Below are 25,706 nucleotides of genomic sequence, written 5' to 3'. Positions count from 1 at the left end.
CGCTTACTCCAATTCTAACTGTGTCGTATCGGCAAAAAGGCCATTAACTTCTTGATAGCGTTCCATAATAAAAGGTTGCGATTGCGCGGTGTATGAGGAGGTCAGCCGGGGTGACCAGACAGGCGGACGAGTTCCTCCGTTTAGAACCCACGCAGCCTGGCGCGCGGCGCCATCGGCCACATATTCTCCAATCTCCGGTATAGTCACCTTCACCCCTAAGACAGACGGAGCAATACGTCTCACTGCCTCGGACTTTGCCCCGCCTCCAATGAGGGAAACTGCGTTGACTTCCACGCCTAATCTCTTGAAGATTTCGAGACCGTATCCCACTAGACACAGCATCCCTTCAACTGCAGCTCGAGCTATATTCGACGCGGTCAAGTTATCCCCTCGAATGCCCAAGAGAGAGCCGGTAGCTAACGGCGCATTCGGAGTGCGTTCGCCGGTGAGATAAGGAACCATCACCAAACCTTCAGACCCTGGAGGCGCACTCAGTGCAAATTCGGAAAATCTCTCATAATTGACCCCTAAGGCTGCCGCCGTAGTATCAAGCACTCGAGACGCGTTGAGCGTGCACACTAACGGGAGGTAATTTCCGGTCGCATCTGCGAAACCAGTAACTTCACCGTTTTCATCACAGGTGGGTTTTTTCGAAACTAGGGAGACGACACCTGAGGTCCCCAGAGAAATAATGACATGACCAGGTTTCTGGTCAAGACCCAGGGCAGCTCCGGCGTTGTCCCCAGCTCCGGGACCTACAAGCATTTCTTTACCCTGCACGCTAAATTCGCCCACAGGAGTATGGGGACCGAGAACTTTCGGAAGAATCAGGTCCGTGCCCGTTTTGCCTGCGGCTAACTCCAAAATGTCTGGTAGGTAGACGTTTTCCACGGGATCGAAATAACCGGTGCCAGATGCATCTGACCTATCTGTCGCTAAATCCGTGATTTTGTTCCTCTTGGTGATTTTCCAGGTCAGGTAGTCATGCGGAAGGGCGATTGCACGGGTTCGGGAGAGATTCTCGGGTTCGTTCACCGCGAGATGACGCAACTTACTGACGGTGAGTGACGAAACCGGTACCGAACCCGTCTTTGCTACCCAGGCTTTCCGACCTGCAATAGCGTCTCCCTGCCCTAGCTCTGTAATTAAGTCCTTGGCATCAGCTCCCGCGCTGGTATCGTTCCAGAGCACGGCATCACGAACGACTTCCCCGTCCTCGTCCAAAGTAACCAGCCCGTGCTGCTGACCCGCTACGGAAATAGCGCAGATGTCTTCCAAGCCTCCTGCTTGCTGTGCCGCTTCGTCGAAGGCTCGCACCCAAACCGCAGGATTAACTGTGGTTCCTGTACGATGAAATGCCATTCCAGAACGCACCAGTGCCCCCGTGTCGGCATCACGAATCATGATTTTGCATGACTGTGTCGAGGAATCTACCCCTGCTACCAACCGGTTACTCACGTTCCACCTCATCGTGTCACTAGACTCTGAACCTCTACGTTTAGAGTCGCCTTTGTTGCACTATGCACATTAGCACCATCGAATAAATCCTGTCAAGCATCTTTTTAACATTTTTCTATGCGAGGCATTCATTCAACTTTCCTCTGATTCATGGGCAACTACCCGGAAAAGGGCTTGTTTCGCTCATGGATACTGCAAAAATTCTCTATCCATCAAGAGCGTTAAGTTGCTTCTGGCAACTAATACTTTCAAAACAGGCTAAAGAAAGACTAATTTGGGTTATGATTGTTCCAGATGACGAGGGAGTCAACTTGAGTCGAACAGCCAAATCAAAAAACACATCCTTGCAGTCCGCGGATCACGAAGTCCCCGGCATGCGGGCAGAGTCCTTACGTAATCACAATCTGCAACTGCTGGCCTACCGAATCATTACCGGATCTGAAGTCATGTCAAGAGCAGACCTGGCACACGAAACAGGACTAAACCGCTCAACAGTAACCAGACTCATAGAACATCTACTGGACTTCGGCATCATTAGGGAAGGCTCTACCCGTGTCGGACCTTCCGGCAGACCTTCCATCATGTTGACTCCAGCCAGACGTACTCACGGTGGCATCGGTGCCGAAGTCGGTCGAGATTACATCAGCGCCTGCGTGATGGATTTGCGCGGAAACATCATTGCCGAACAATTTGACCAAGTTGACGTACCCGCCTACTCGCCTCAAAGTACCCTTGGGAAACTTGCAACCATGGTGAACGAGTTAACTTCCCAAATACAACACTCAGGTTTGTCTCTGTGCGGGATTACTTGTGGATTTTCGGGAATTATTTCGTCCTCAACCAGTAACTTGCACATGTCACCTCATTTGGGATGGAGAAACATTGATTTGGAGAAACACTTCCGCTCGAAGCTCCATATCGAAGTACCGGTTGATTACCAGAACACAGCGAATCTTTCTGCGTTAGCAGAAAGTATCGCCCGACAAAAAACCGGTCATGAGCTCAGCGACTTTATTTTCATTTCACAAAATAGCGCAATCGGTTCTGCTCTAGTACTAGATGGAAAAGTTTCCTCCGGCTTGCATGGATGGGCTGGCGAAATTGCACACATCGCAGTCAGCGATGAAGATAAGCCCTGCGATTGTGGAGCAGTGGGATGTTTAGACGCGTATATTGATAAAGCGAACCTTCTGGAACGAGCAGGCTTACCCGCAAATGCTCCGTGGGAACAACTATTTGCGAGCTTACACAAGGGCAACGCCCAAGTGACCGAAACAGTAAGGCTTTGTGGGAGATATCTGGGACGAGCTCTGTCCACCTACATAAACCTGGTTGATGTCACCACCGTAGTCTTGGGCGGAGTACTAAAAAAATTACTTCCCTATTACGAAGACGCACTTCGCGATGAACTTACCCGTCGCGCGCTGTGCTCTAACTGGATGGAAATCGACTTACAAGAATCAATTGTTAAAGAAGGTTCTTCTTTGCAGGGTGCTGCTTGGAATTCGTTGTTGCGCTTCCTCAGTGCCCCAGAATCGTGGCAACGTCCTACTGATATTGCCCTGTCTTATTTCCCGGTTGATGAAACACCGACAACTTTCATCGACTGAGGAAAAGTTACCTCAAAATTGATTGTATAAATACCTCCGTCACTAATTATCATCTGGATAAAAACGGAGGGGAACCTGGACAGACTCCCCTCCGGAAACAGAAGTGAATTTACTTCATCTTGGTGCCGACAGACCCCAGACGTTCGCAAGCCTCGACGACGCGCGCCGCCATTCCGGCTTCTGCAGCCTTGCCCCAAGAACGCGGGTCATACTGCTTCTTAATGCCGACTTCACCGTCTACCTTCAGCACACCCTCGTAGTTCTTCAGCATAAAATCCGCGACCGGACGGGTGAAGGCGTACTGGGTATCGGTGTCAACGTTCATCTTAATGACGCCGTTGGCTACCGCGGTGGCGATTTCTTCAGCCGTGGAGCCGGAGCCACCGTGCATCACCAAGTCGAACGGACGGTTGCCGGCGTTGAAGTGAGCGCCGACTTCTTCCTGAATGGTGCCCAAGAGTTCAGGACGCAGCTTGACGTGACCCGGCTTGTATACGCCGTGGACGTTGCCGAAGGTCAAAGCGGTCAGGTATTGACCATTTTCACCCAAGCCCAGCGCCTCGACAGTCTTAATGCCATCCTCGGTGGTGGTGTAGAGCTTTTCGTTGATTTCCCCAACAACGCCGTCTTCTTCGCCACCAACGACGCCGATTTCTACCTCCAGGATGGTCTTGGCTGCGGCAGCCTTCGGCAGCAGACGCTTTGCCACTTCGAGGTTCTTTTCCAGAGGAATGGAAGACCCATCAAACATGTGGGACTGATAGAACGGTAGACGACCAGCTTTAACTTCCTCAATTTCCAAGTCGATGAGGGCCTCAGTCCAAGACGAGAGCTTGTCTTCAGTGCAGTGGTCGGTGTGGATAGCCACGTTGACCGGGTAATTCTGAGCAACTTCACGGATGTAAGCGGCCATTGCCAGCGAACCTGCCACGCGATCCTTAATCGTCGAGCCAGACCAGTATTCCGCACCGCCCACGGACACCTGAATGATGCCGTCAGATTCGGCTTCAGCGAAACCACGCAGGGCAGCAGTCACAGTCTGCGAGGAAGTCACGTTGATTGCCGGGTAGGCAAACTTGTTTTCCTTCGCGCGCTTCAGCATTTCCTTATAAACTTCGGGGGTTGCAATGGCCACGATTATCTCCTTTTATGTAGCATCGAATTGTCATGTTGACGTGTTCTATTCTTGCACTTTTGCACACATTTTTCGCGTCTATTGTGGATTTCCCAGTCTGACCTAGCCAAAGGGAGATACCGTGCTGTTGCTGTGAGCCCAGCACAAGGGGTGTCGGTAACGCCGTCTGTGGAGTTGACTCTAAATTGTCAGGACAGCCCCAGGTCAGATAAGCCCAGCGCCGCAAAATAGGGGTAGCCAGCGGCTTCAATCTTTTCTTTCGCCCCGGTGGCACGGTCAACCACCACGGCGACTGCGAGGATTTCGGCTCCCGCAGCTTTCAGTGCTTGCGCAGCTTGGAGGGGGGAGCCACCGGTAGTCGAGGTATCTTCCAGGACGACTACCCGCTTGCCCGCCACGTCCGGACCTTCAATCTGGCGTTTCATGCCGTGGTCTTTTGCTTCCTTACGTACCACGAAAGCATCTAAGCTTAAGCCTCGGGCCGCCGCCGCGTGCAGCATCGCCGTCGCGACCGGGTCAGCCCCCATTGTCAGCCCGCCGACGGCGTCGATTTCCGAGACTGGGAACCCATTTTCTTCCAGTAAATCCAGCATGACATGACCAATCAACGGGGCAGCCTCGTGATGCAGGGTGGCGCGACGCATATCGACATAAAAGTCGGATTCTTTCCCCGATGCGAGAGTGACTTTCCCGTGGACAACGGAGAGGGTTTTCACAAGTTCAGCGAGTTTCATCAGCTGTGGATCATTCTTTTTCACGCTTTAAGCATAAAGTGTAAAGCGTGGAAGAGAACAATAAACCGGTAGATGCTCCTCCAGGGCTGGCAGATTATGCAGCGGGAGCGGTAGGGGTGGGACCTTGGCCGGCGAATCAGCCCATGCCAACCGACCCCCACTATGACCCGGAATTGTTGCGGGACGGTGATACTCGCAATGTACCTGACCGCTACCGCTATTGGCGGCAAGAAGCCATCCGCGACGAACTGGACCGATTATTACAATCTGGACCGGGGGAGCCTACGTTGGAAGTCGCAATTGAAAATGTGGGACACGATTTCAATACCGGCTCCATCATCCGTACCGCGAATGGTCTGGGTGTGCGTCACGTGCACATCGTGGGCAGGCGGCGCTTTAACCGCCGCGGCGCCATGGTCACCGACCGTTATCTGCACCTGCACCACCACCCGGAAGTCCAGGACCTGGTGTCGTATGCTGCCCAACAGGAACTCACGATAGTGGGAATGGATAATTTTTCCGGTGCGGAACCGTTGGAAACCGTGACACTGCCCTCGCGCACCCTAATGGTTTTCGGCGAAGAATCGCAGGGTCTGACCCCCGCTATGCAAAACGCATTGGAACGATTAGTACAGATTACACAGTACGGTTCGACACGGTCGCTGAACGTGGGGCACGCTGCCGCCATCAGTATCTGGGCGTGGCGGCGAGCTTATCCGCCACGCCCCACAAACTCTTAACAAGAGAAGTCCGAACCAAATGTCCGTACCGTCGAGTTTCAATGTTGCGCCAAGAGAGCAAGTTCACGAATCTGAGCGTTAAGGTCGGGCCACAGTGCCCGATGCACCGGACCAAATTTTTGTGCTCCCAAGAATGCCCCCGCCACGCCGGCAGCGCGGTCCACCCAGATAAACGACCCCGACTGACCAAACTGCCCGACGACCTCCGGAGGAAATGACGCCGGCAGATAGTGGGGCGACTTCACGCCGTGCAGTTCCACGCCGGTCGCCCAGAGATTGTCCTTTTGCGGTCCATAGCCCGGAAGCAATCCGCGCAATCCCGGATGCTGCGGTGCGCAAAATCTATCGAGGTCCTGCTCGGTAAATCCCAGCACTCCCGCTTCGGGGCAAAGCAGCTCCCCTGCCAGACGAGCCAAGTCAGTCACAGGACCGACCGCACCCCACGCCGGAGAATGCGACAAAATTGTACCGCTCATTCCAAGAGGCTCTAAAACTGTTTCCCGTACCCAGTCCGTCCACGATTTCCCCACGACCTTTTCCGCTATCGCCCCAGCCAGCTCGAAGTTGTAGTTCGAGTAGATTCGCTTAGTAAACGGCGCGATTGCGCGCGCATCGGGACGAGAAATCCCGAGCTGCACCCCCAGACGAGATTGGTCTGGAGCAGTTTCCGGAGCGTCAAAAGGTAGTCCTGAACAGTGCGAAAGTAAGTCCACCAGATTCACCCCCGGCGCTACAGGGGAGCCGACCGGGGTGTTTAGAGACAACACGGGGGCGCGCCGAGATTGCCGCCAAAATGCCAACGCCACCAAGAATTTGGTGACTGACATCCAGGGAAATGACCGCTCCACCGCGGCGGGCGTGGATCCAGCGGTCCAAACATAGACATCCCCGTTAGCCTGAAGCGATAAGACCGCTAAAGCATAGGGAAAGTCAAAGCCCTGTCGCGCCGGCAGGTGCGCCACAGTGAGGGAACCGAATGCGACACTCATAGGTCTTTACCAATCGGTACAGTTTAATGAATCCAGCCGGACTCCCGGTAGTGCAGTAACAGCTCCTCTTGGTGCTGTGGCAGGAACACCGAGATGAAATAACGTGCCAGTTCCTCAGAAGCATCAAAATCGCGGTCATAAAGCCAATGAATCAAGATGCCGTTAAAGACTGCAGCCTGAATCTCTGCCAAACGCAGCGGATCTTCCGTGGCGCTAACTTTTCCATCCTGCTGCAGGCGGGACCAAGCCCGCCTTAAAATGCTGAGCAAACGCGCGGAACGGCGCATGTAATGATCGTGAGCAGGATGGATTTCCGAGCAGGCTTCAACCATCATCATGCATTCCACTTCGATAATCATGGGATTTTCATTCAGTCGAGAAGTGACCTCTAACAGGGTGTCTAACACCGGCAACGCATCTAGCTTCTCGAGGTTATCCAGGTCAAAACCGAGCTGTTTTTCGTAGCGCTGCACGACGCTCATTAAGAGCACCTCTTTGGAGGGAAAGTGATAGATAACCCCCGGATGCGAAATTCCCACATGACGAGCTACGTCGCGCAAAGACATACCGTGATAGCCGACTTCAGCGAGTAAATCGACAGCTGCGTCCAGAATTGCTTCCCGCCTCGCTAACCCCGATTGATAGGGACCACGCTCCCGCTTTTGCGCCACTGTGACCTCTCTCGCTGGTAGACCAACACCTAAAAACCTATTCCCAGCAAAAAGCCAGGAAACTCACACCTAATCATAACTTACCACTCGGTAAACTTCCACGTTTTGAGAAGCGTTCTCAGGAACATAAAACCACTCAAGGCGGCACGGAATTGTCTCCGCGCCGCCTTGAACAGGCAATTTACTGGATTATTGGGCGTTTTTTACCCTTAGCTCCAGTCGATATTGGTCTGACATTGGTCCTGTCAATTCACTCAAGTCTCCAGATTTTATTAAATCTGTGGGACTGAAATTGGGCATGTCCACGACCACGGCCGAACCGGGCGTAATGTCTCCCGCCAGCAGCTTTTCTGCCAGCTGGTCGCCAATCTCGCGTTGAATCAAGCGACGTAGCGGGCGCGCTCCGTAAGTCGGATCGTAGCCCGTGACCGCCAGCCAAGATCGCGCCGACTCGGTGACTTCGAGAGTCAACTGAGATTCCGCCAAGCGCGTGGTCAACTGGTGAATCTGGATGTCGACAATCTGTTCCAAATCCTCGGTAGACAGAGCCTCAAACATGATGGTTTCGTCCAAACGGTTTAAGAACTCCGGTTTGAATGCGGCACGCACCAAATCCAAAACTTGGCGATGCGCCTCTGCCGGATCAGCCTCACGATCAATCAGGAACTGAGACCCCAGATTTGAGGTCAGCACCAGAATGACGTTGCGGAAATCAACCGTACGCCCTTGACCGTCAGTCAATCGACCGTCATCAAGCACCTGCAGCAAAATGTCGTAAACATCCGGATGCGCCTTTTCGACCTCATCGAGCAACACCACCCCATAAGGGCGCCGCCGCACCGCTTCGGTCAGCTGACCGCCTTCCTCGTATCCGACATAACCCGGAGGGGCACCAATCAGGCGCGCGACCGAGTGCTTCTCACCATATTCACTCATATCAATACGGGTCAAAGCCTTTTCATCATCAAACAGGAAATCAGCCAGAGCCTTCGCCAGCTCGGTCTTGCCTACCCCAGTCGGTCCCAGGAACAGGAAAGAGCCTGTCGGACGATTCGGGTCGGAGACTCCCGCACGCGCCCGACGCACCGCATTCGACACCGCGCGCACGGCATCCTTTTGCCCAATCAAGCGTTGCCCCAGGTATTCCTCCATATGCAGCAGCTTTTCAGATTCGCCCCGGAGCAGCTTGCCCACCGGAATTCCAGTCCAAGAGGCGACTACTTCCGCAATCTCGGCAGCATCGACTTTCTCAGCAATCATGGGACCGTCTTGCGAGTCGCCAGCATCCGGATGACCAGATTTTGTACTGTTTGTTCCAGAAATGGCGGAATCGGAGGGAGCGTGCCCCGCCGCACTCGACTGGTTCGAGGACTCGCCTTCCGCTGCCGTAATCTGGGCTTGAATCGCTGGAATTTCACCATTTTGCAGACGTCCTGCGTCTTCCCAACGCCCCTCGCGCATGGCTTGCTCCAGAGCCGTATTCAGTTCGTCCAGTTTTACGCGCAGTTCGCCGACTCGGTTATGACCCGCCTTTTCGGCTTCCCACCGCAGGTTTAGCCGATCTAGCTGCGCCTGCTTTTCATCCAAACTGGCTTGCAGTTGCGCCACGCGCCCCTCGGTCGCCGGATCCTCCCGGTTCGGGTCGGAGGCGTTCAAATAGGACAACTCCATATTGACCCGCTCCACTTCTCGGCGCAGAGAGTCAATCTCCTCCGGCGAGGAATCCAGTTCCATCCGCAGCCTAGACGCCGCTTCGTCAATCAAATCGATAGCCTTATCTGGCAGCTGACGACCGGAAATATAACGGTTAGAAAGCTGTGCGGCAGCCACTAAGGCCCCGTCCGCAATGGTCACCTTGTGATGAGCCTCATATTTCGGAGCTATGCCACGCAAGATGGCGACAGTGTCCTCCGCGCTGGGCTCCCCCACGAATACAGTTTGGAACCTCCGTTCCAAAGCCGGATCCTTTTCAATGTGCTCGCGGTACTCGTCCAAAGTCGTCGCCCCCACTAGACGCAGCTCTCCGCGCGCCAGCATGGGCTTCAGCATGTTTGAGGCGTCCATCGACCCGCCACTGGCTCCCGCCCCGACCACGGTGTGAAGCTCGTCAATGAAGGTCACCACTTCACCTTCAGCGTTCTTGATTTCTTCCAGCACTGCCTTCAGCCGTTCCTCGAACTGACCGCGATATTGCGCCCCCGCTACCATCGCTGCCAAATCAAGGGCAATGAGATGCTTGTGCTTGAGGGAATCGGGCACGTCTCCCGCTACGATACGTTGGGCTAGACCTTCTACCACGGCGGTCTTGCCCACGCCGGGCTCCCCAATCAACACCGGGTTATTCTTGGTGCGGCGACTCAGCACCTGAATGACCCGCCGGATTTCGCTGTCGCGCCCAATTACCGGGTCAAGTTTGCCATCCATAGCCCGCTGGGTCAGGTCATCGCCGTATTTTTCCAGGGCTTTAAACGTAGCTTCGGGGTTCGGGGAGGTCACTTTGGCGTCTCCGCGAATCTTTTTAATAGCTTGGCGCAGTTTTTTGTCGTTAGCTCCCGCATCGCGCAGAATCTTGCCGACTCTGCCCTCATTTTCAGCCAACCCCAACAGTAAGTGTTCGGTAGAGACATAATCATCCCCCCGCTCTTGTGCTTTCGCACCAGCTGCACTAATGACGTTTAGCATAGCTTGGGAAGGCTGCGGTTCCGCCACAGATTCACCGGTCGCCCCCGGTAAAGACGCCAGTTCACGGCGTACCTCCCGACCAATAGCGTCAGCATCAGCCACACTGCTGAGCACTTCGAAGGCAATTCCTTCGCTGTCTTCCAGTAGCGCAGAAAGCAGGTGTATCGGTTCAAGCATGGCATTGCCAGCCGCCCCCGCGGTACGCAGTGCCGTTGCCAGAGCCTCCTGAGACTTAGTCGTAAATTTTTGATCCATAGATATCATTCCCTTCGCCTTTTCGGCACTTAGATAAACAGTATTTGCGGGCGGCGTATTCCGCGATACAAGGGTGAAAACCGATTTTCACCCTTTGCGTAATTTGGAAACAATTCAGCACCAGACAGTAATTCCTGGGAAACAGAACTACCCGGTTTCAGTTGCTGTGATTTAGAGTGCTCACGGGATTTCTTGACCCCACACCACCAGGGCGCTCGACTGAGAAGATGCCCCGAGGGGGAAGCCTATTGATTGTGTCTTTTCGGGTCGCTGCCCGCGATTAAGTTTCGTAACTTCACCGCTGGAGGAGGCGGCAAAGACCCGATTTTGCCGGTTTGCTGCCAGGGAGAGCGCCGCGTTTTCTGCTTCGAGTTCATCCACACGGCGCTGCAAATCCATGATGCGCCGAATGCCCTCTAAGTTCACGCCCTCTCCCTGGGACAAACTCTGAACCTGGTGTAGTCGCGCCAAATCCCGCAGCGAATAGCGCCGTCCACCCCCACCGGTGCGTCGCGGCACCACCAGACCCAGCCGATCATATTGACGCAGGGTCTGGGGGTGGATGCTCATCATTTCGGCGGCCTGAGATACCCGAAACCGGGGCTTCACCCACACCTGTTGGGCTTCGACCTCGCTGAGCCCGGCAGTGCCGTGAGCCCCTCCGAATTCTTTGGTCAGAATGGTCTCCACCAGCCGCCGATTGTTGGAACACAACAGCGCCAGGGCCGCATTCATCTCATCGATTAGGCTCATGACATCTCCTAAAGCGCAACCTTCCGATCTAACTCGGCGCGCGGATTAGCGCTGCTGGTTGCCGCCGCGAAATCATCAACGGCTTTCTTGGCAGCCCGCGAGAGCTTCTGCGGGACGGCTACCTGCACGGTTAAGCGCAAGTTCCCGCGTCCTTTCTTGGTGTGCAAGCCGTATCCGGGAATCCGAATCTCCTCACCAGATTGTGTACCGCTCGGTACATTAACTTTCACGGTCGAACCATCCGGCAGCGGCACTTCAATAAGTGCCCCGTTGACGGCTTCCGCAAAAGTAATGGGCAGAGTGAACAGCAAATCCTTCCCATTCAACTGCAGGAAGGGGTGCGGAGAAACACTGCAGGTCACCACCAGGTTGCCCGGTTCGCCACCGTTTATGCCTGGCTTACCCTTACCCTTCAGGCGAATCTTTTGCCCGTCCCGAACCCCCGGAGGAATCCGCACGCTAATGACTTCACCGTGTAGCTTGAGCCGAATGGTGGCGCCGTTATACGCCTGTTTAAAGGTCAGTTTCGTGGAAGCCGTGAGGTCAGCACCGTCTTGGGCACGGAACGCGAACTTGCGCGCCCCCGCGGTGGACGCTCCGGCACCGTAACCTGGGTCAGCCGTGGGTCGGGCTCCTCCCGGAAAACGACCCGAAAAGCCTGGTCCAAATCCGGCGTAAGATGCACCCGGACCAGCTCCATCCGCACTATCCGCATAGCGGGTAAAAGTGTTGAGGATGTCGCTCAAATCCGGACCGGCACCACCGTAAGTGCTACCACCAGCGCCGTAACCGCCAGAGAACATTGCCGAAAACACGTCCTCAAAATCGGAGGCAGAACCGTGGCGGGACCCCCCAGCCTGAAACCGAGGACCGCCAGAGACCATCGCTCGCAAGGCATCGTACTTCTGACGCTGTTCGGAATCGGAGAGAACCGAGTAAGCCTCGCCAATCTCTTTAAACTTTTCCTCAGCCGCTTTATCGCCGGGATTCTGGTCCGGGTGATACTGACGCGCTAACTTGCGATAGGCCTTTTTCAGGTCTTTATCCGTCACGTCCTTTGAGACTCCCAGGACGGCGTAATAATCCTTATCAATCCAATCATTGGTGCCCATCGCTTACCCCCTTTCCATTTCTTGATTCACGATTCATGCCTCTGAAGTTTGGTCGGCAGAGGGACTTTTCTCAACTCCCACTACCACCATGGCAGCGCGCAGAACCCGTTCTCCCATCAGGTAGCCCGGCTGCGCCACCGCGTCGATGATATGTTCGCCACCGTCATCTGCACCCGGAGCCATTTGAATGGCCTGGTGCAGATTCGGATCGAAGGTGTCGCCGACCTTTCCGTAACGCTTGACTTTAAACCGCGTCTGCAAAGTGGACTCCAATTTGGTAGCCACCGCGCCAAACGGACCCTCCAAGTCTCCGTGCTGACGAGCCAAATCAATGTCGTCCAACACTCCCATCAGGGCATCAACCACCGAGGCAACCCCCGCTTCTTGCTGCTGGGGGATTTCCGCCTTGGTGCGTTTGGCGTAGTTGCTGTACTCCTGTTGGAGGTTATACAAATCCGCCCGCGCCCGCGCCAAGTCATCCTTGGCGCGATCGAGGTCTTGGTTTAGCGTCGCGATACGGTCCTCTTGGGCATGAGCCAACTCGCCGGTCAGCTCATCCGCTTCATCCGCGGCGGGCTGTCCACCCGCCTGAGCCGCGCCCCCGTTTTCGTGACCAGCAGAGTCACCGGGAGAAACATGGCTGTGTGAGGAATGCTCCGCCGCGGAGTCGACATTTTTGCCGTTCTTGGAGCCAGACTTGGCTTTGACCTCAGTCTCTGCGGAATTCTGTGTCGCGCTGACCTTTTCGGCTTCATGGGCAGCGGCTTCATCGAATTCTTTCTGAGCTTCGGCGTACGCCTTGCGGGCCTCTTGACTGAGTTTGTCCTCGCTCACTTGTTATCACCCTCATCGTCTTCATCAATGACTTCGGCGTCGATAACGTCGTCATCATCGGTGGAGGCGGTGTTAGGTTCCGCAGCAGCACCGTCCGCCGGCGCCGACTCGTTTTCCTGCGCGTGGGCGTACAGAGCCTGTCCAATGGCTTGGGCCTTTTCCTCCAGTTCGCTCATCGCCGTCTTGATAGCTTCGATGTCTTCACCTTCGTTAGCCTTCTTAAGGTGTTCCAAAGATTCCTTCACCGGAGCCACCACGTCCTCAGGCAGCTTTTCAGCGTTGTCCTTCAGCAGTTTCTCGATACGGTAAACGACCTGTTCAGCACCATTACGCACCTCAGCTTCGTCACGACGCTGCTTGTCTTCCGCAGAGTGCGCCTCGGCTTCCTTAATCATGCGGTCAATTTCGTCCTTCGGAAGGGAAGATCCGCCGGTGATGGTCATGGACTGCTCCTGACCAGTGCCGCGGTCCTTTGCCGAAACGTGCACGATACCGTTAGCGTCGATGTCAAAAGTGACTTCGATTTGCGGCAGTCCGCGTGGCGCAGGAGCGATTCCGGTCAGTTCGAAAGTGCCCAGCGGCTTGTTGTCGCGAGCGAACTGACGTTCCCCTTGGTAGACCTGAATTAGCACGGAAGGCTGATTGTCCTCGGCGGTCGAAAAGACCTCGGAGTGCTTCGTCGGGATAGCCGTGTTGCGCTCAATCAGCGGGGTCATAATGCCACCCTTGGTTTCAATACCCAAGCTCAAAGGGGTCACGTCAATGAGCAGAACGTCCTTGCGGTCGCCTTCAATGACGCCCGCCTGGAGAGCTGCCCCCACTGCCACGACCTCATCGGGATTCACGCCCTTATTCGGCTCGCGACCGCCAGTCAGCTCCTTGACCAGCTCGGTTACGGCAGGCATCCGGGTGGAACCACCGACCAACACCACGTGGTCAATTTCGCTGAGTTTAATGCCGGCGTCCTTGATAACCGCGTTGAACGGAGTCTTGCAGCGGTTGAGCAGGTCTGCGGTCATTTCTTCAAACTTTGCGCGCGTGAGCTTCTCGTCCAGGTGAATCGGTCCATTTTCGCTCATGGACAGGTACTGCAGGTTAATGTTCGTGCTCATTGCGCTGGACAGTTCCTTCTTGGCCTGCTCAGCAGCATCGCGCAGACGCTGCAGTGCGATTTTGTCCTTGGACAAATCCACGCCGTCCTTCGTCTTTACCTGGTCAACCAACCAATCAACGATGCGCTGATCCCAGTCGTCACCGCCCAGTTTGTTGTCGCCATTGGTGGCGCGCACCTGAATGGTGGAAAATCCGTCGTCGTCCTTACCAACTTCCAGCAGGGACACGTCGAACGTACCGCCGCCCAGGTCAAAGACCAGAATCAGCTCGTCCTCTTTACCTTTTTCCAGCCCGTAAGCCAGCGCCGCAGCGGTCGGCTCGTTGATGATACGCAGTACCTTCAAGCCCGCAATCTTGCCAGCTTCCTGAGTCGCGGTACGCTGCGAATCGTTGAAATATGCCGGAACTGTAATGACGGCAGATTCCACGCTTTCACCCAGGTAGGCTTCGGCGTCCTGCTTGAGTTTACCCAGGATGCGAGCCGAGATTTCCTGCGGAGTGTATTGCTTGTCGTCGATGTCAATCTTCCAGTCGGTGCCCATGTGGCGCTTTACCGATGAAATGGTGCGGTCCACGTTCGTGACCGCCTGGCGCTTGGCAACTTCACCTACCAAGACTTCGCCTGTCTTTGAGAACGCCACCACGGAAGGTGTGGTACGCATTCCCTCCGCGTTAGCGATAATCGTAGGTTCACCACCTTCCAAAACTGCCAGAGCCGAGTTTGTGGTTCCCAAGTCGATGCCTACTGCTTTTGCCATTGTGTTTCTCCCCTTTTTCTTTGTGTGTTCGTATTCTTTAAATTTCAAACCCAAGAACAGCAATCTTGAGTTCTAACGACTCAAGTTTATCTCAGGCAATTTTCCTTGTCTACCCGAGGCTGTAAAACTTGAGTCTATCTAACTCAACTTATCTAAGTGCGGATTTATTCCCGAAAAAGAAAACCAAAACGAAAACTGGCGCAGCGGACTCGTGAAATCAAACCCAGAAAGGGCAAAGCGCCCGGAAAGTGACCCGGACGCCTTGCCCCGAAAGGAGAACATCATGAAGAAAAAAGAATCTGACCCGACCCCGCCTCGCTAGGCGACGAAACCCTGGTTAGCCACCGTGCGAGAACTAAGAATCCCCACAATACCCGAAGCAGGAACATTAAAGGGAGGGAGCCCTACCAGCCTGTTTACCGCGTCAGCCAACGTTCCGGAGTTAAACGCCCGCGCATTGGCATCTGCCCGATTCACATTGCTGGGGGCAACAATCTTGGGAAAAGCGGGAACATTATCGTAGGCACTGCGACCAGCCGTGGAAGCCACCGCCACTGCAAACATCTGAGGCGTCTGCAGCTTATCTGTGCCACCGAGTTGCTCACTCATTTTCATCCCATCCTTGGATTGCCATAATCTCTGACCCCAAGACACCGTTGCCGGTGACCTTGGCGACAACCGTAACTATCGGTTGGTTTTCGACTTCATTAGGTTCTTTCCAGATTTTTTCGTCCAGAGTTGGGTTTGAGCTGGCATTTAGTGTTCAAAAGGGGTATTTGTCAGGACAAAAGATTGTTTTGGGGTGATTCCCCGCCGCAGCCGCGCGATGTCAAAAATCCCTCGAAAACCGCCACAATCCCGCCAGAAAGCCAACCACAAGGCATGAAACAGGTAAACTTTGAGGGTGGCTGAAAAGGAAAAGTCCTCAGGAACATTGGTAATCGGCTTGGGTCGTTTCGGATCTGCGGTCGCGATGACGCTGAATTCTTTGGACCGCGAAATTCTGGCTGTTGAAAATGACCCGGCACAAGTCGAGCGTTTTTCCCCGCTCTTTCCCGTGGTAGAAGCCGACGCAACCCGGCTGGACGCGATGGAACAGTTGGGTGCCAAAGATTTTTCATCCACCGTGGTGGGTGTGGGCGCTCTGGAAGCGTCGGTGCTGATTACCGCTAACTTGGTCGACTTGGGGATGGAACAGATTTGGGCCAAAGCCATCAGTCGAGAACAGGGCAAAATCCTGCGTCGTATTGGTGCCCACCACGTCATTTACCCAGAATTTGATGCCGGAAGGCGCACCGCGCACCTGGTTGACGGCAGAATGCTGGACTACGTAGAGATGGACCGCGAAGGCTTCTCGATCGTAAAGATGCGCCCCCCGGCAGAAATTCAAGGATTCACCCTGTTGGAATCCGATGTGCGCCGTCGCTACGGGGTTAACATCCTAGGTGTTATCTCACCCGGACAGCACTTTGAATACGCCGGACCTGACACCGTGGTGGCAGCTAATGACCTGATTATCGTGTCGGGAGACGGAAAGCTGCTCGAAGATTTTGCTAATCGCCCCTGAGTGAAAGCTTAGAGATTCAACCAATAAGTCGAGCCCGGCACCACTCGATACATAAGCGCAGTGAGACGGGTTCCAGTGCAGGATTGCGCCACTTCACCCAATTCACTCGCTTCGAGGTCCACGCCCACATCGGCGCCATCCAAAACTGCTCTGAAACCGAAAAACACCACGTCATAGTCGCGACGGACTCGGTCCCAATCAACCCCCAGAAAGAGTGCGTCTTTACCGCTCAAGCGTTGGAATTCTTGCCGCACATCCGGGTTGGTAAACTCTAGCGGATAGCGCCTAACCAGTTCACGCCAGTCTTGCAGGGTATTCACTTGATAGACCCGGTCAAAGCTGAGCGGAGGAATCTCCTCAAAACGGAAAGGCAGCTCCCGCGCTTGTTCCGGACTGCCAGCCCACGTTGGATCAAACAGGTCGCGTGTACAGGCAAACTGCCGCAACGGCGCTTGCGGGAAGCGCAAACCGGAAGTTGGATCGGGGATGGGCGGCACCGGACCAATGAAACTCGATATATAAGGGAAAGTTTGCGGATTCGTCCCCCCATGAGCTTCCACATAACGCGGCAACTGCCCAGCAGTCCGCTGCACAGCGCTGGGGACGGAGGACTGACGGAAAGTCACGGCATCCAGAGAATCAAACCTCAGGTGTTGCGCCCGCGGGTGAAAACGCTGGTTGAGGTACTTTAATTGGGGATAATCCAGCCATTGCTGCGCTAAGGCGTCCGCGATTTTTCGACCACTCGGACCGATGACCCGATCCGCAATTCGCGGTTGCAGATTTTCACAAAACGTGTAATCACACGCAGCCGTAGATAGCCGCTCCACCAGCAGGGGCAGTTTCTGTTCTGGAACCCCCTGAACGTGCTCGCGGCGAAGCTCCTCAAAGCGAGTTTTAAACTGCTGAATTACCGGGGTGGCACCAGGAATATCACGCACATCAGTGCCGTTTTGCAAAGCCTTGAGAGCATGACGTTCCTTGCGGGCATGGGAGCGCATATACGAGACAAACAACTTCCGACTCAAAGGGTCATCTACCATTCCCAGGCAAAAGGCTTCCAGGGTCGAATCTGCAAAAACTTCCCGAAACAGGTCCGGGAAAGCCACCAGCACCACCCAGTAGCGACGCCACGCCCCCGGCTTCGTCTCCAGACTGGGGAACGCCCAATTCGTCATCGCCATTGTTTTTTACTCCCGCTGCATGCCTATCCGATACTGGGGGCTTCTTCAGGAAATCGTATCACCCGACGGCGGTTCCGCATGGCGAGGGCAGCCCCGAAGGTCATGGTTCCCACCCGACCGGTAAACATCAGCAGGGACAGCAAAATTTTTCCTGAATCCGGGAGGGAACCGGTGACGCCGGTAGACAGACCGACAGTCCCGAACGCACTATTGACCTCAAAAAGAGCTTCTGACAACGGCAAATTCGTCAACAGCAGCAACGTGGCGGTAGACAACCCTATGACCAGGGCGCTCATCGCGACAACTGCCACCGCTAGGCGCACCGTTGACGGACCAATACGCCTCCCGAACGCTTCAATGTCACGATTACCACGCACTTCTGCCACGATTGCCAGGACCATCACCGCGAAAGTCGTGACCTTGATACCCCCGGCGGTGGACGCCGAACCACCCCCGATAAACATCATGATGGAAGAAACGAACCAAGACGCCTCGTGCATAGAACCCACATCAATCGTAGAAACCCCCAGTGACCTGGCGTTAAACGCCCCCAATAAAGCTGCCAGGAGCTTCCCCGGCAGATCCAAAGCCCCCAAAGTTCGCGGATTATCCCACTCAATAATCCCGTTGATTCCGCCGCCCACTACCGACAGCGCCAGGTAGGTCGTGATGGTCAGTTTCGAGTGCAAACTCAAGTGTTTAGGCCGCCGCCAATTACGTGCCAAATCGAGGGAAACCGGGAAACCGATAGCGCCGATGAAAACTCCCAGGCACATGGGACCAATAATGCCGAAATCAGCCACGAACTGTTCCACCCCGCCCGGCACGATGACGAAACCAGCATTGTTAAACACGCTGACCGCCATGAACAAGGCATACCAAGCTGACAAGCCGATGCCGTAATCTTGCCGGATAAACTCCGGGAAAAGCATCAGGGCAATGACTGATTCGACCGAAACTGACACCAGCAGCGCCATTTTCCCCAGCGAGCCGACTTCCCCCAGGGAAGATTTCTTTTCCCCGGCAGCCAAGATGCGAGCAGTCAGACCGATATGGCGCGATACTGCCAAGGACAGCATCGATGCCAGGGTCATGACACCAAGTCCCCCGATTTCCACGCCGAGCATAATGACTACTAGCCCAAACGGCGACCAGTAGGTATCGGTAGGCACCACCGTCAAACCGGTCACACACACTGCGGAAGTACTGGTAAACAGCGCATCAATAAAGCGAGCATGACCTGGATCGCGAGTAGCAATCGGCAGGGACAGGAGAACAGTTTGGACGACAATGATAGAGAGGAACACCGCGAGCGTCAGGCGAGCGGGGGCGCGGCGGGCCAGTTCATCAAACCACTTCCCGCTTTTTTCGCGCAGGTTCGCAAAAAACTTCAAGTTCGCCCGTTCCTTTTCCTGACAGGGATTTTCCGGTTGATTTTTCGGGTAAGCTTTCGCTGTCCCAACGGAGCCCTGAGAAGCCCCCGTGCGGAAAACTCGGTTACAACGTTACCCTTTGCCAGACCAAAACTGTAATACCCGTCCGTCAAAAGGGAGGAATTTCGGCAAAAATCGGAGGTTTAGAGAAAATCGAGGGTGAAGAACTAACACTTTTAGGTAAATTACCGATATATTTTTGTATGTAGCGCGTGTTGAGTGTGAGACTAAAGTGGCTCCGGTCGCGCGTCTAGGCAAATTTAGGATGACGGGAATGACTCAGAGCCAGGCACCACGGTTCCTCACCGTAGCGGAAGTTGCGGACTTGTTGAGGGTCTCGAAGATGACCGTTTATCGTATGGTTCATGCTGGCGATCTTCCCGCTGTTCGTGTCAAGCGTTCGTTTCGAGTGCCGTTGAAAGCTGTCGAGGAGCTTTCAGCATCAAACCTGGACAACTGGATGATTGGCAACGACGACGAGGCCGTCGCGCAATAGTTTGGGGTGTCGCTGCACGCAGGCTCTCTCATTTTGGCTAGGGTGTCTGAAAAAGGTAAACTTGTGTGGTTATTTGCCGCGTGTTCGGTGGCAGCAGTTATTTTAGGAGGTCGGCGTGGGTTCCGTCATTAAGAAGCGTCGCAAGCGGATGGCGAAAAAGAAGCATCGCAAGTTGCTTCGGAAGACGCGTCATCAGCGTCGTAATAAGAAGTAGACGTCGGCGGGCTCGGATTTTTCCGAGCCCGCGCACGTTTTTGAGCGTCTCAAAAAACACTTCAGTAAGATTAATACGTGGCGACAATCGCAGCTTTCTTTGATGTCGACGGCACCTTAATCCGTGGTGCCTCGACCTGGTATCTGGCACGGGACTTGTATTCCCGCGGCTACTTTGGGCTGGATTTCTTTGTTTTTGCGGCTCGCCAAGCCCTGCTTTACGTCATTTTCGGAGAAAGCATCCACCGCGTGGAGCAGGTAAAGAAACGGTCCCTGCAGATTATCGAAGGCAAACTGGAATCTGATTTGGTGCTGGTCGGGGAGGAACTCTATGACCGTTTCCTGCAGGAACGCTTGTTTCCAGGGGCATTAAAGATCATTCAAAAGCACCTCGATGCCGGGCACGATGTCTGGCTGGTTTCCGCTACCCCAAGGGAAATTGCGCAATCTATGGCGCATCGTTTGGGATTGACCGGGGCTCTGGGCACGGTGGTGGAAGTCGATGAGCGGGGACGCTACACCGGAAAGATGCCGCAGTCTCTGATGCACGGCACCATGAAAGCCAAAGCGGTGCTGGAACTGTCTTGGGAACACGACTACGACCTGAAACAGTGCTATGCCTATTCTGATTCCATGTCTGATGAAAAGCTCTTTAACCTGGTCGGACACCCTTGTGTGGTCAATCCCGAACCAAAGTTGCGTCGGATTGCCAAACGTCGCCACTGGCCGATTTATGATTTCGCGCACCGCCGTCTGGATATTGCCATTAAGGTGCGCAGCCGCTACCTGCCCGCCATCACGATAGGTTTCCTGTGGACGCTGCGAGTCCTCTGGAGATACGTGATTCGCCGGATTCTGCACGTCCCCGGACGGATTTGGCGTTCCCGGTTTCCCCGGCGCCGATAGCTGTCCCACACCCATCACCACCACTGACCATCAACCCTGAAGAGAGGAACCATGGCTCTGACCACCGTCCACCTGATGCGACACGGCGAAGTTGATAATCCGGAAGGGGTGCTCTACGAGCGGCTCGACGGCTTTGGGCTGACCGAGCGAGGGCGGGAAATGACGACACTAACAGCCCACTGGTTGGCAGCGGAAAACCGCGATATTGCCATGATTATGTCTTCCCCGCTGCAGCGCGCCCAGGAAAGTGCCGCGCCCGCGGCCGAAATTTTCCAGCTGCCTGTTCACCTCGATTCGCGTCTGACCGAAGCGGGCAATAAATTGCGCGGGCAAAAGATTCACCGTTCCCCGCTGACTTTGGCGCACCCGCGATACTGGTCGCTGTACGTGGCACCTTGGTTGCCGTCTTGGGGGGAACATTACCGGGACATCGCCCAGCGGATGTTTCGCGCGGTGGCTCACGCGAGGGCCTTGACTCCCCCCGGTCGGGAATCTTTGGTGGTTTCTCACCAGCTGCCGATTTGGACGCTGCGACGTTTCGTGGAGGGCAAATCTTTGGTTCACGATCCACGGAAACGCGAGTGCGCCCTGGCCTCCGTGACCTCGTTTTACTTCGATAATGCCACCTTGATTGGTATGGAGTACGCTTCACCAGCGGAATCGCTGGTGGCTGAGGCTCGGGATGTGACACCGGGGCGTTCCAGCGCCGCGGTCAACACTGGTCGTTGACTCGCGAGGGGGATTTAGCAACGCTCGCGCCCGGCAAAACCAGCGACTCAGCCGGGCTTAAATTGGCAGTGACATGGCTGATAGTATGCGCCCCTCCGGAGACTCTCTATCGCGACTAACCACCCTCAGAAATTAGTTAAATGTTTTAATAACTATTAGTCTGTTTCGCACAAATTCTCCAGGGGATACACGACTTCCTTTTCGCTAACTAGCATACTGTTCCCGAGGCTCCGGACAATAGTGCCCCGGGACGGTTAGAATGAAAAGGTTACGTCACCGGGAAAGACCCCGAGAAACGATTGAATAGGATTTTATGAGCGAGAACGCCACATACGAACAAATGCTGGCTCAGATTAACCCCCGCATCGGGGTGGAGTACGTGTTTGCCAGTGTTACTCAGCTACCTCCAGACGTGGAACCGGTGGCGTTAATCCGTGAACCGGAAGGCATTACCATCGGAGTGACTTTGGAAGAAGCTGCTCGTGCCGGTCTGAGCACTGCCGACCCCTACACGATTATCACCTTGTCAGCGCCCGGTTCCCTGGACGTGGTCGGATTAAATTCCGGGATTGCCCAAGTGTTGTCCTCCCGTTCCATCCCGGCAAACATTTTTTCCGGAATCTATCACACCCATATTTTTGTGCCTTCCAAACTGGCGACTGAGGCCAAAGCCGTACTCGAAGATGTGTCCGGCCAAGCGAAAGCCTGGCTCAATATGTGAGCCGAGGTCCAACCCCAAAGGATTACTGTTCATCATGAAGGATAAGAACCCTCTCCAGCTGACCCCCGACCCGATGGACCGGATGGCAGATGGCACCATCAAACAGCGCAATCCCCTGACCGGAACCCAAGTATGGACAGTGACAAGCCGCGGGAACCGTCCCCACTTCCATCGCGAAGCAGTCACGGAACCGGCACCGCTGCTGCAGCCCTCCGACTTCACCAGCACCTGCGCCTTTTGCACGGACCGTTACTTTGACACCCCGCCGGAAAAATCCCGGCTGGTCAAAGGTTTGGACGCAAAGTTCCACAAAATCGAGGGCCTGCCCGCCGCCTCCATGCAAGACATGGTCGCGGAGTTTCGGCGTATTCCCAACCTTTTTGAGATTGTTTCCTATGATTATTGGCACGAAAACCACAACCACTACCCCACTGAGACCCAAAACCGGCGCATGGCAGATTACCTGGCCTCCGCCGCGGGATACGACCACGTTTTGCACGTAGTAAAAATGCGCCTGGAGGCGTCCGGTGAGGACCACCTGGAAACTATCCCCGATGATTCTTTGCTGCAGTACGCCACCGGTCTGTTCGCCGGAGGACACGATGTAATCGTGGCACGGCGTCACTACGTGGACGGGGCGACCAGGGCGGATCAAAACGCTTCGGCAGGGACTTTGAGCGTGGCTGAACACCGTGCCTACATCGGCTACACCATCGCCACCTTGCAAGACCTGTACAAATTGAATCCTGCCGTGAAATACGTCACCGCTTTCCAAAATTGGTTGCGACCAGCCGGAGCATCCTTTGACCACCTGCATAAACAGCTGGTAGCCGTGGATGAATACGGGGTCCAGATTGAAGCTGAAGCCGCCCGTGTGGCGGCAGACCCAGCGATTTACCGCCGAATCCTGCATTATGTGACGCACCGACAAATGATGATTCTGGGTAACGACTACGCGGTGGGGTTCGCTGACTTTGGACACCGCTACCAAACCATCGCAGTCTGGCCCCTGGGGCCTGCACTGCTGCCGTGGGAATACACTCGGGAACAGGTCGACGGGATTTCTGACGTGTTGCACGCACTGCACTGTGCGGTAGGACCCGCCGTCCCCACCAACGAGGAATGGTACCACCGACCTGTTGACCTCGATGTCCCGCTGCGGTTCCGTATCCTGCTAAAGCAGCGCACTTCGACCCTGGCAGGTTTCGAAGGCTCCACCCGGATTTATCTCAACTCGGTCGACCCGTGGACGCTGCGCGACGAAATGGTGACGCTATTGGAGAAAAAGCGCGAGCAAGGTCTGATAGCACCCTCGCTGCGACTGGGCAACGAATACCGTTTGCCGAAAGATTCCTTGGGAGAATAGCCCGTCCCGCTCGCGCGACTGCACCGACAAAACCCACAACGGCACTCTCGACCGAACCGAGTCTTGACCCGATAACATGGAGGGGACGCTGTTGTTTGGCGTAAACCTGACAAGGATTTAAGGAGAAAACGTGGACATCGGGGAAAAAGTTGTGAATGTAGCGGCTGTGGGTCTAGCGGGCCTGGTCAGCGACAACATCGTCAAATTGGGATGGAGGATGGTCACCGGAGCTAATCCTCCGCAGGACGATGACGTGGAAGTCGGGTTGGCACAAGCCATCGTTTTCGCGGTCCTGTCTGGGGTATTGCTCGCCATTATCAAGCGTTTCACCGTGCGTACCGCTAGTCAGTGGTGGGTAAACAAGCACAGCGAAGCCGGCATCGGCATCGAAAGCGCCTAGGCAAGGGCGCGTTCCATCTGGTTCCGAGCTTAGATAGTAACGACGAAATCGTCCTCGTCAATAATGACCCCGTTGGTTGCTTCTGCCAGTTGTCTGGCGACAGCTTCGATGGCGTCAATGACGGTCAGCCGGTCCAGACGCATCGCCCGTTTCAGCCTGCTTTCCTCTGTGATGGTGATTTCTGGGGCTATCCAAGAAATGGCGTAGCTCACGCAGCCGTCTTCAGCATGTCCCAAGGCCGGGGGGATAGCAGTTTCTCCCTGCACCACCACGTGAACGGACGATTTTTGGGTTACGTCAGCGGCAATCGCGTAGGCGTCAACCATCATGGGCATAGACATGGCAGCTTCGTCATAGGCTTCAGCTTCCGCATGTAGCCACGCCCGCTCGTCCGGGCTGACCCCGTCTTGAATGCGCGAGCGTAAGCCGTCGGGGTCATAGTTGGCGCGTTCCTCGGGGGTGGTCAGGCGAGGGGTTTTAGGTCCCGAGCGGCGCTGGGTCTGTTCAGTTTCGTTTCCCATCAGCAGGGCGGCGATAGGCAAGGCACGCTGCACCACCTGGAGGCAGGCTGCTGGTTCCAACCAAATTTCGGACAGCACACGCAAGCTCACCGCGGAATCTGGATCCGGGACGATAATCGGACCGGTCGAGAACCGCAAGGCGCCAGCCAACCGCCGTGCCATGCGCCGCAGCCCCTGTAAAACTTCGAGTTCCAGCCCTTCCGGACCGCCTTCTCGAAACGCGTCCCACAAGGGGTCCCGCCCCTGCAACCACTGCGGCACGGGTTTCCCGCGTAGGGCGGGAACTCCTGCCAAATACGCGAACTTCAGGCGGCTGGGCAGCCCCAACCCCACAATCGCTTCCGGCGTCAAATCCCAAGGACCGGTCAGATATGCCTCTTTTTTGAGCTCTAAAAGTCCCGGTCCCAAGCGGGAACACTCGGTCCAAATTTGCCCTGCCAGAATGTCGATTTCTTCAGGCTGCACGTCATCGGCAACCGCCAGCAAGTGAAACGGCTGCGCAGCTGACAAATCCAAAGAATCGTGGCGATTGGCAGGTGACAACATGATTTTTTCCTTCCTAAATCTGCCCGACCGTTACCGAGGTGACGCTGCAGGGACGTTATTCAGTCGCGGGGGTAGGCTCGACGACGTGTCGTGGCATCTGGCAGCGTTTCCGCGCCGTCCCTGGTGACCGAGGAAAAGCAGTTCACAGTTCTGGGTCGCAATGAGCTTCAGCTACAATCCCGCGTCCTTCCGGGACCTCTACCTGCGTGAAGTTCAGGTAAGAACGCGAGGCAGTCGGACCGCGCTGCCCCTGGTAGCGGGAGCCTTTCGCCCCTGAGCCATAGGGGGCCTCGGCGGGAGAGGACATTTGGAAGAAGCACAGCTGACCGATTTTCATGCCTGGGTACAGCGCAATCGGCATGGTCGCTGTGTTGGACAGCTCCAGGGTGATATGCCCGGTAAAGCCCGGATCGATGAATCCCGCAGTCGAGTGGGTCAGCAGCCCCAGCCGCCCCAGCGAGGATTTCCCTTCCAGACGCGCCGCGATGTCATCGGGCAGGGTCACGTGTTCAAAAGTAGAACCCAACACGAATTCGCCGGGATGTAAGATGAGCGGTTTGTCGCCAGAATCCACCAGGCGAGTCAGCTCAGCTTGCTCCTTTGAGGGATCAATCAAGCCGTATTTGTGGTTATCGAACAGGCGAAAGTACCGATCTAGGCGAATGTCCACGGAGGCGGGCTGCACCGCGTCCGGGTCCCAGGGATCCAGCACGACTTTGCCTTGAGCTACTAGGGCTCGTATATCACGGTCAGAAATCAACATGGCACTGAGCTATCGTC

At 55.3% G+C, this 25,706-nt stretch carries 25 protein-coding genes; 10 read left to right on the top strand and 15 right to left on the bottom strand.

What is annotated here, in order from left to right; translation table 11 throughout:
• Positions 1 to 3 precede the first annotated feature (3 nt).
• On the bottom strand, positions 4 to 1,458 hold the full coding sequence (locus HMPREF0576_RS08605; protein ID WP_004011504.1) for a xylulokinase: 1,455 nt from the start codon (positions 1,456 to 1,458) through the stop codon (positions 4 to 6).
• 185 nt (positions 1,459 to 1,643) lie between these two features.
• On the opposite strand from HMPREF0576_RS08605, the gene HMPREF0576_RS08600 reads away from it, so the two are divergent.
• Positions 1,644 to 3,068 (top strand): ROK family protein, encoded by a 1,425-nt coding sequence (locus HMPREF0576_RS08600; protein ID WP_245527397.1) that lies wholly within the window; start codon positions 1,644 to 1,646, stop codon positions 3,066 to 3,068.
• 109 nt (positions 3,069 to 3,177) lie between these two features.
• Here the strand turns inward: HMPREF0576_RS08600 and fbaA are convergent, their stop codons facing one another.
• Both fbaA and pyrE read right to left on the bottom strand, forming a co-directional pair.
• The gene (fbaA, locus tag HMPREF0576_RS08595) at positions 3,178 to 4,203 is read right to left on the bottom strand and encodes a class II fructose-bisphosphate aldolase (protein ID WP_004007974.1); all 1,026 of its coding nucleotides are present in this window, start codon (positions 4,201 to 4,203) and stop codon (positions 3,178 to 3,180) included.
• Between the two features lie 188 nt (positions 4,204 to 4,391).
• The gene (pyrE, locus tag HMPREF0576_RS08590) at positions 4,392 to 4,937 is read right to left on the bottom strand and encodes an orotate phosphoribosyltransferase (protein WP_049776691.1); all 546 of its coding nucleotides are present in this window, start codon (positions 4,935 to 4,937) and stop codon (positions 4,392 to 4,394) included.
• 47 nt (positions 4,938 to 4,984) lie between these two features.
• Here pyrE and HMPREF0576_RS08585 point away from each other — a divergent pair, with 47 nt between their 5' ends.
• On the top strand, positions 4,985 to 5,677 hold the full coding sequence (locus HMPREF0576_RS08585) for a TrmH family RNA methyltransferase (protein WP_004011502.1): 693 nt from the start codon (positions 4,985 to 4,987) through the stop codon (positions 5,675 to 5,677).
• Positions 5,678 to 5,715: 38 nt separating this feature from the next.
• On the opposite strand, the gene HMPREF0576_RS08580 is transcribed toward HMPREF0576_RS08585, so the two are convergent.
• The 8 genes from HMPREF0576_RS08580 to HMPREF0576_RS08545 all read right to left on the bottom strand — a co-directional run bounded on the left by HMPREF0576_RS08580 (position 5,716) and on the right by HMPREF0576_RS08545 (position 15,453).
• Complete coding sequence (locus HMPREF0576_RS08580) at positions 5,716 to 6,666, bottom strand: serine hydrolase domain-containing protein (protein ID WP_004011501.1); 951 nt, start codon at positions 6,664 to 6,666, stop codon at positions 5,716 to 5,718.
• Positions 6,667 to 6,689: 23 nt separating this feature from the next.
• The gene (locus HMPREF0576_RS08575) at positions 6,690 to 7,337 is read right to left on the bottom strand and encodes a TetR/AcrR family transcriptional regulator (protein ID WP_004011500.1); all 648 of its coding nucleotides are present in this window, start codon (positions 7,335 to 7,337) and stop codon (positions 6,690 to 6,692) included.
• A 189-nt stretch (positions 7,338 to 7,526) separates the two neighbouring features.
• Entirely contained in the window at positions 7,527 to 10,274 is a 2,748-nt protein-coding gene (locus HMPREF0576_RS08570) for an ATP-dependent Clp protease ATP-binding subunit (protein ID WP_036324436.1), read from the bottom strand.
• Positions 10,275 to 10,454: 180 nt separating this feature from the next.
• Positions 10,455 to 11,027 carry a heat shock protein transcriptional repressor HspR gene (locus HMPREF0576_RS08565; protein ID WP_004007967.1) on the bottom strand — a complete coding sequence of 191 codons (573 nt, stop codon included), beginning with the start codon at positions 11,025 to 11,027 and terminating at the stop codon, positions 10,455 to 10,457.
• Between the two features lie 8 nt (positions 11,028 to 11,035).
• The gene (locus HMPREF0576_RS08560; protein ID WP_004011498.1) at positions 11,036 to 12,139 is read right to left on the bottom strand and encodes a DnaJ C-terminal domain-containing protein; all 1,104 of its coding nucleotides are present in this window, start codon (positions 12,137 to 12,139) and stop codon (positions 11,036 to 11,038) included.
• Positions 12,140 to 12,172: 33 nt separating this feature from the next.
• On the bottom strand, positions 12,173 to 12,973 hold the full coding sequence (locus HMPREF0576_RS08555; protein ID WP_004011497.1) for a nucleotide exchange factor GrpE: 801 nt from the start codon (positions 12,971 to 12,973) through the stop codon (positions 12,173 to 12,175).
• Positions 12,970 to 14,844 carry a molecular chaperone DnaK gene (gene dnaK / locus HMPREF0576_RS08550; RefSeq protein ID WP_036324434.1) on the bottom strand — a complete coding sequence of 625 codons (1,875 nt, stop codon included), beginning with the start codon at positions 14,842 to 14,844 and terminating at the stop codon, positions 12,970 to 12,972. The genes HMPREF0576_RS08555 and dnaK overlap by 4 nt, the downstream gene beginning before the upstream one ends.
• Before the next feature lie 318 nt (positions 14,845 to 15,162).
• Complete coding sequence (locus tag HMPREF0576_RS08545; protein ID WP_231294071.1) at positions 15,163 to 15,453, bottom strand: hypothetical protein; 291 nt, start codon at positions 15,451 to 15,453, stop codon at positions 15,163 to 15,165.
• Positions 15,454 to 15,748: 295 nt separating this feature from the next.
• Between HMPREF0576_RS08545 and HMPREF0576_RS08540 the strand changes: the two genes are divergently transcribed.
• Positions 15,749 to 16,411, top strand: coding sequence for a potassium channel family protein (locus HMPREF0576_RS08540; RefSeq protein WP_004007960.1), 663 nt, complete (start codon positions 15,749 to 15,751; stop codon positions 16,409 to 16,411).
• A gap of 8 nt (positions 16,412 to 16,419) precedes the next feature.
• Here HMPREF0576_RS08540 and HMPREF0576_RS08535 read toward each other — a convergent pair whose 3' ends face one another.
• Both HMPREF0576_RS08535 and HMPREF0576_RS08530 read right to left on the bottom strand, forming a co-directional pair.
• Positions 16,420 to 17,595, bottom strand: coding sequence for a hypothetical protein (locus HMPREF0576_RS08535; protein ID WP_004011494.1), 1,176 nt, complete (start codon positions 17,593 to 17,595; stop codon positions 16,420 to 16,422).
• 23 nt (positions 17,596 to 17,618) lie between these two features.
• Entirely contained in the window at positions 17,619 to 18,989 is a 1,371-nt protein-coding gene (locus tag HMPREF0576_RS08530) for a TrkH family potassium uptake protein (RefSeq protein ID WP_004007958.1), read from the bottom strand.
• 304 nt (positions 18,990 to 19,293) lie between these two features.
• Between HMPREF0576_RS08530 and HMPREF0576_RS08525 the strand changes: the two genes are divergently transcribed.
• From HMPREF0576_RS08525 to HMPREF0576_RS08500, 7 genes are all read left to right on the top strand, one after another.
• Positions 19,294 to 19,524 carry a helix-turn-helix domain-containing protein gene (locus HMPREF0576_RS08525; protein ID WP_004007957.1) on the top strand — a complete coding sequence of 77 codons (231 nt, stop codon included), beginning with the start codon at positions 19,294 to 19,296 and terminating at the stop codon, positions 19,522 to 19,524.
• Between the two features lie 115 nt (positions 19,525 to 19,639).
• Positions 19,640 to 19,738, top strand: coding sequence for a 30S ribosomal protein bS22 (locus tag HMPREF0576_RS09265; RefSeq protein ID WP_003792170.1), 99 nt, complete (start codon positions 19,640 to 19,642; stop codon positions 19,736 to 19,738).
• A gap of 77 nt (positions 19,739 to 19,815) precedes the next feature.
• On the top strand, positions 19,816 to 20,643 hold the full coding sequence (locus tag HMPREF0576_RS08520) for an HAD family hydrolase (protein WP_004011493.1): 828 nt from the start codon (positions 19,816 to 19,818) through the stop codon (positions 20,641 to 20,643).
• Positions 20,644 to 20,694: 51 nt separating this feature from the next.
• Complete coding sequence (locus tag HMPREF0576_RS08515) at positions 20,695 to 21,372, top strand: histidine phosphatase family protein (protein ID WP_004008555.1); 678 nt, start codon at positions 20,695 to 20,697, stop codon at positions 21,370 to 21,372.
• Positions 21,373 to 21,685: 313 nt separating this feature from the next.
• A complete protein-coding gene (locus HMPREF0576_RS08510; protein ID WP_004008556.1) occupies positions 21,686 to 22,093 on the top strand; it encodes an ACT domain-containing protein in 408 nt (135 codons plus the stop codon).
• Between the two features lie 34 nt (positions 22,094 to 22,127).
• A complete protein-coding gene (locus tag HMPREF0576_RS08505) occupies positions 22,128 to 23,459 on the top strand; it encodes a DUF4921 family protein (RefSeq protein WP_004011492.1) in 1,332 nt (443 codons plus the stop codon).
• A 130-nt stretch (positions 23,460 to 23,589) separates the two neighbouring features.
• Entirely contained in the window at positions 23,590 to 23,859 is a 270-nt protein-coding gene (locus HMPREF0576_RS08500) for a DUF4235 domain-containing protein (RefSeq protein WP_004011491.1), read from the top strand.
• Between the two features lie 29 nt (positions 23,860 to 23,888).
• Here HMPREF0576_RS08500 and HMPREF0576_RS08495 read toward each other — a convergent pair whose 3' ends face one another.
• A complete protein-coding gene (locus HMPREF0576_RS08495) occupies positions 23,889 to 24,926 on the bottom strand; it encodes a hypothetical protein (RefSeq protein ID WP_004011490.1) in 1,038 nt (345 codons plus the stop codon).
• A gap of 142 nt (positions 24,927 to 25,068) precedes the next feature.
• Entirely contained in the window at positions 25,069 to 25,689 is a 621-nt protein-coding gene (gene dcd / locus HMPREF0576_RS08490) for a dCTP deaminase (protein ID WP_004007949.1), read from the bottom strand.
• Positions 25,690 to 25,706 lie beyond the last annotated feature (17 nt).

The organism is Mobiluncus holmesii ATCC 35242 (assembly GCF_000185445.1).
In the GTDB taxonomy this organism is placed as follows: domain Bacteria; phylum Actinomycetota; class Actinomycetes; order Actinomycetales; family Actinomycetaceae; genus Mobiluncus; species Mobiluncus curtisii.
Note: the sequence above shows the minus strand (reverse complement) of the source record. Positions and strands in the feature narration are given on the sequence as shown.

Excerpts from the sequence above, each read along its gene's own strand:
- HMPREF0576_RS08525 (WP_004007957.1), top strand. The coding sequence starts at position 19,294 with ATGACGGGAATGACTCAGAGCCAGGCACCACGGTTCCTCACCGTAGCG.
- dcd (WP_004007949.1), bottom strand. The coding sequence starts at position 25,689 with ATGTTGATTTCTGACCGTGATATACGAGCCCTAGTAGCTCAAGGCAAA.
- dnaK (WP_036324434.1), bottom strand. The coding sequence starts at position 14,844 with ATGGCAAAAGCAGTAGGCATCGACTTGGGAACCACAAACTCGGCTCTG.
- HMPREF0576_RS08570 (WP_036324436.1), bottom strand. The coding sequence starts at position 10,274 with ATGGATCAAAAATTTACGACTAAGTCTCAGGAGGCTCTGGCAACGGCA.
- HMPREF0576_RS08495 (WP_004011490.1), bottom strand. The coding sequence starts at position 24,926 with ATGTTGTCACCTGCCAATCGCCACGATTCTTTGGATTTGTCAGCTGCG.
- HMPREF0576_RS08545 (WP_231294071.1), bottom strand. The coding sequence starts at position 15,453 with ATGAGTGAGCAACTCGGTGGCACAGATAAGCTGCAGACGCCTCAGATG.
- HMPREF0576_RS08600 (WP_245527397.1), top strand. The coding sequence starts at position 1,644 with ATGGATACTGCAAAAATTCTCTATCCATCAAGAGCGTTAAGTTGCTTC.
- HMPREF0576_RS08580 (WP_004011501.1), bottom strand. The coding sequence starts at position 6,666 with ATGAGTGTCGCATTCGGTTCCCTCACTGTGGCGCACCTGCCGGCGCGA.
- HMPREF0576_RS08505 (WP_004011492.1), top strand. The coding sequence starts at position 22,128 with ATGAAGGATAAGAACCCTCTCCAGCTGACCCCCGACCCGATGGACCGG.
- HMPREF0576_RS08510 (WP_004008556.1), top strand. The coding sequence starts at position 21,686 with ATGAGCGAGAACGCCACATACGAACAAATGCTGGCTCAGATTAACCCC.
- HMPREF0576_RS08515 (WP_004008555.1), top strand. The coding sequence starts at position 20,695 with ATGGCTCTGACCACCGTCCACCTGATGCGACACGGCGAAGTTGATAAT.
- HMPREF0576_RS08535 (WP_004011494.1), bottom strand. The coding sequence starts at position 17,595 with ATGGCGATGACGAATTGGGCGTTCCCCAGTCTGGAGACGAAGCCGGGG.
- HMPREF0576_RS08565 (WP_004007967.1), bottom strand. The coding sequence starts at position 11,027 with ATGAGCCTAATCGATGAGATGAATGCGGCCCTGGCGCTGTTGTGTTCC.
- pyrE (WP_049776691.1), bottom strand. The coding sequence starts at position 4,937 with ATGAAACTCGCTGAACTTGTGAAAACCCTCTCCGTTGTCCACGGGAAA.
- HMPREF0576_RS08560 (WP_004011498.1), bottom strand. The coding sequence starts at position 12,139 with ATGGGCACCAATGATTGGATTGATAAGGATTATTACGCCGTCCTGGGA.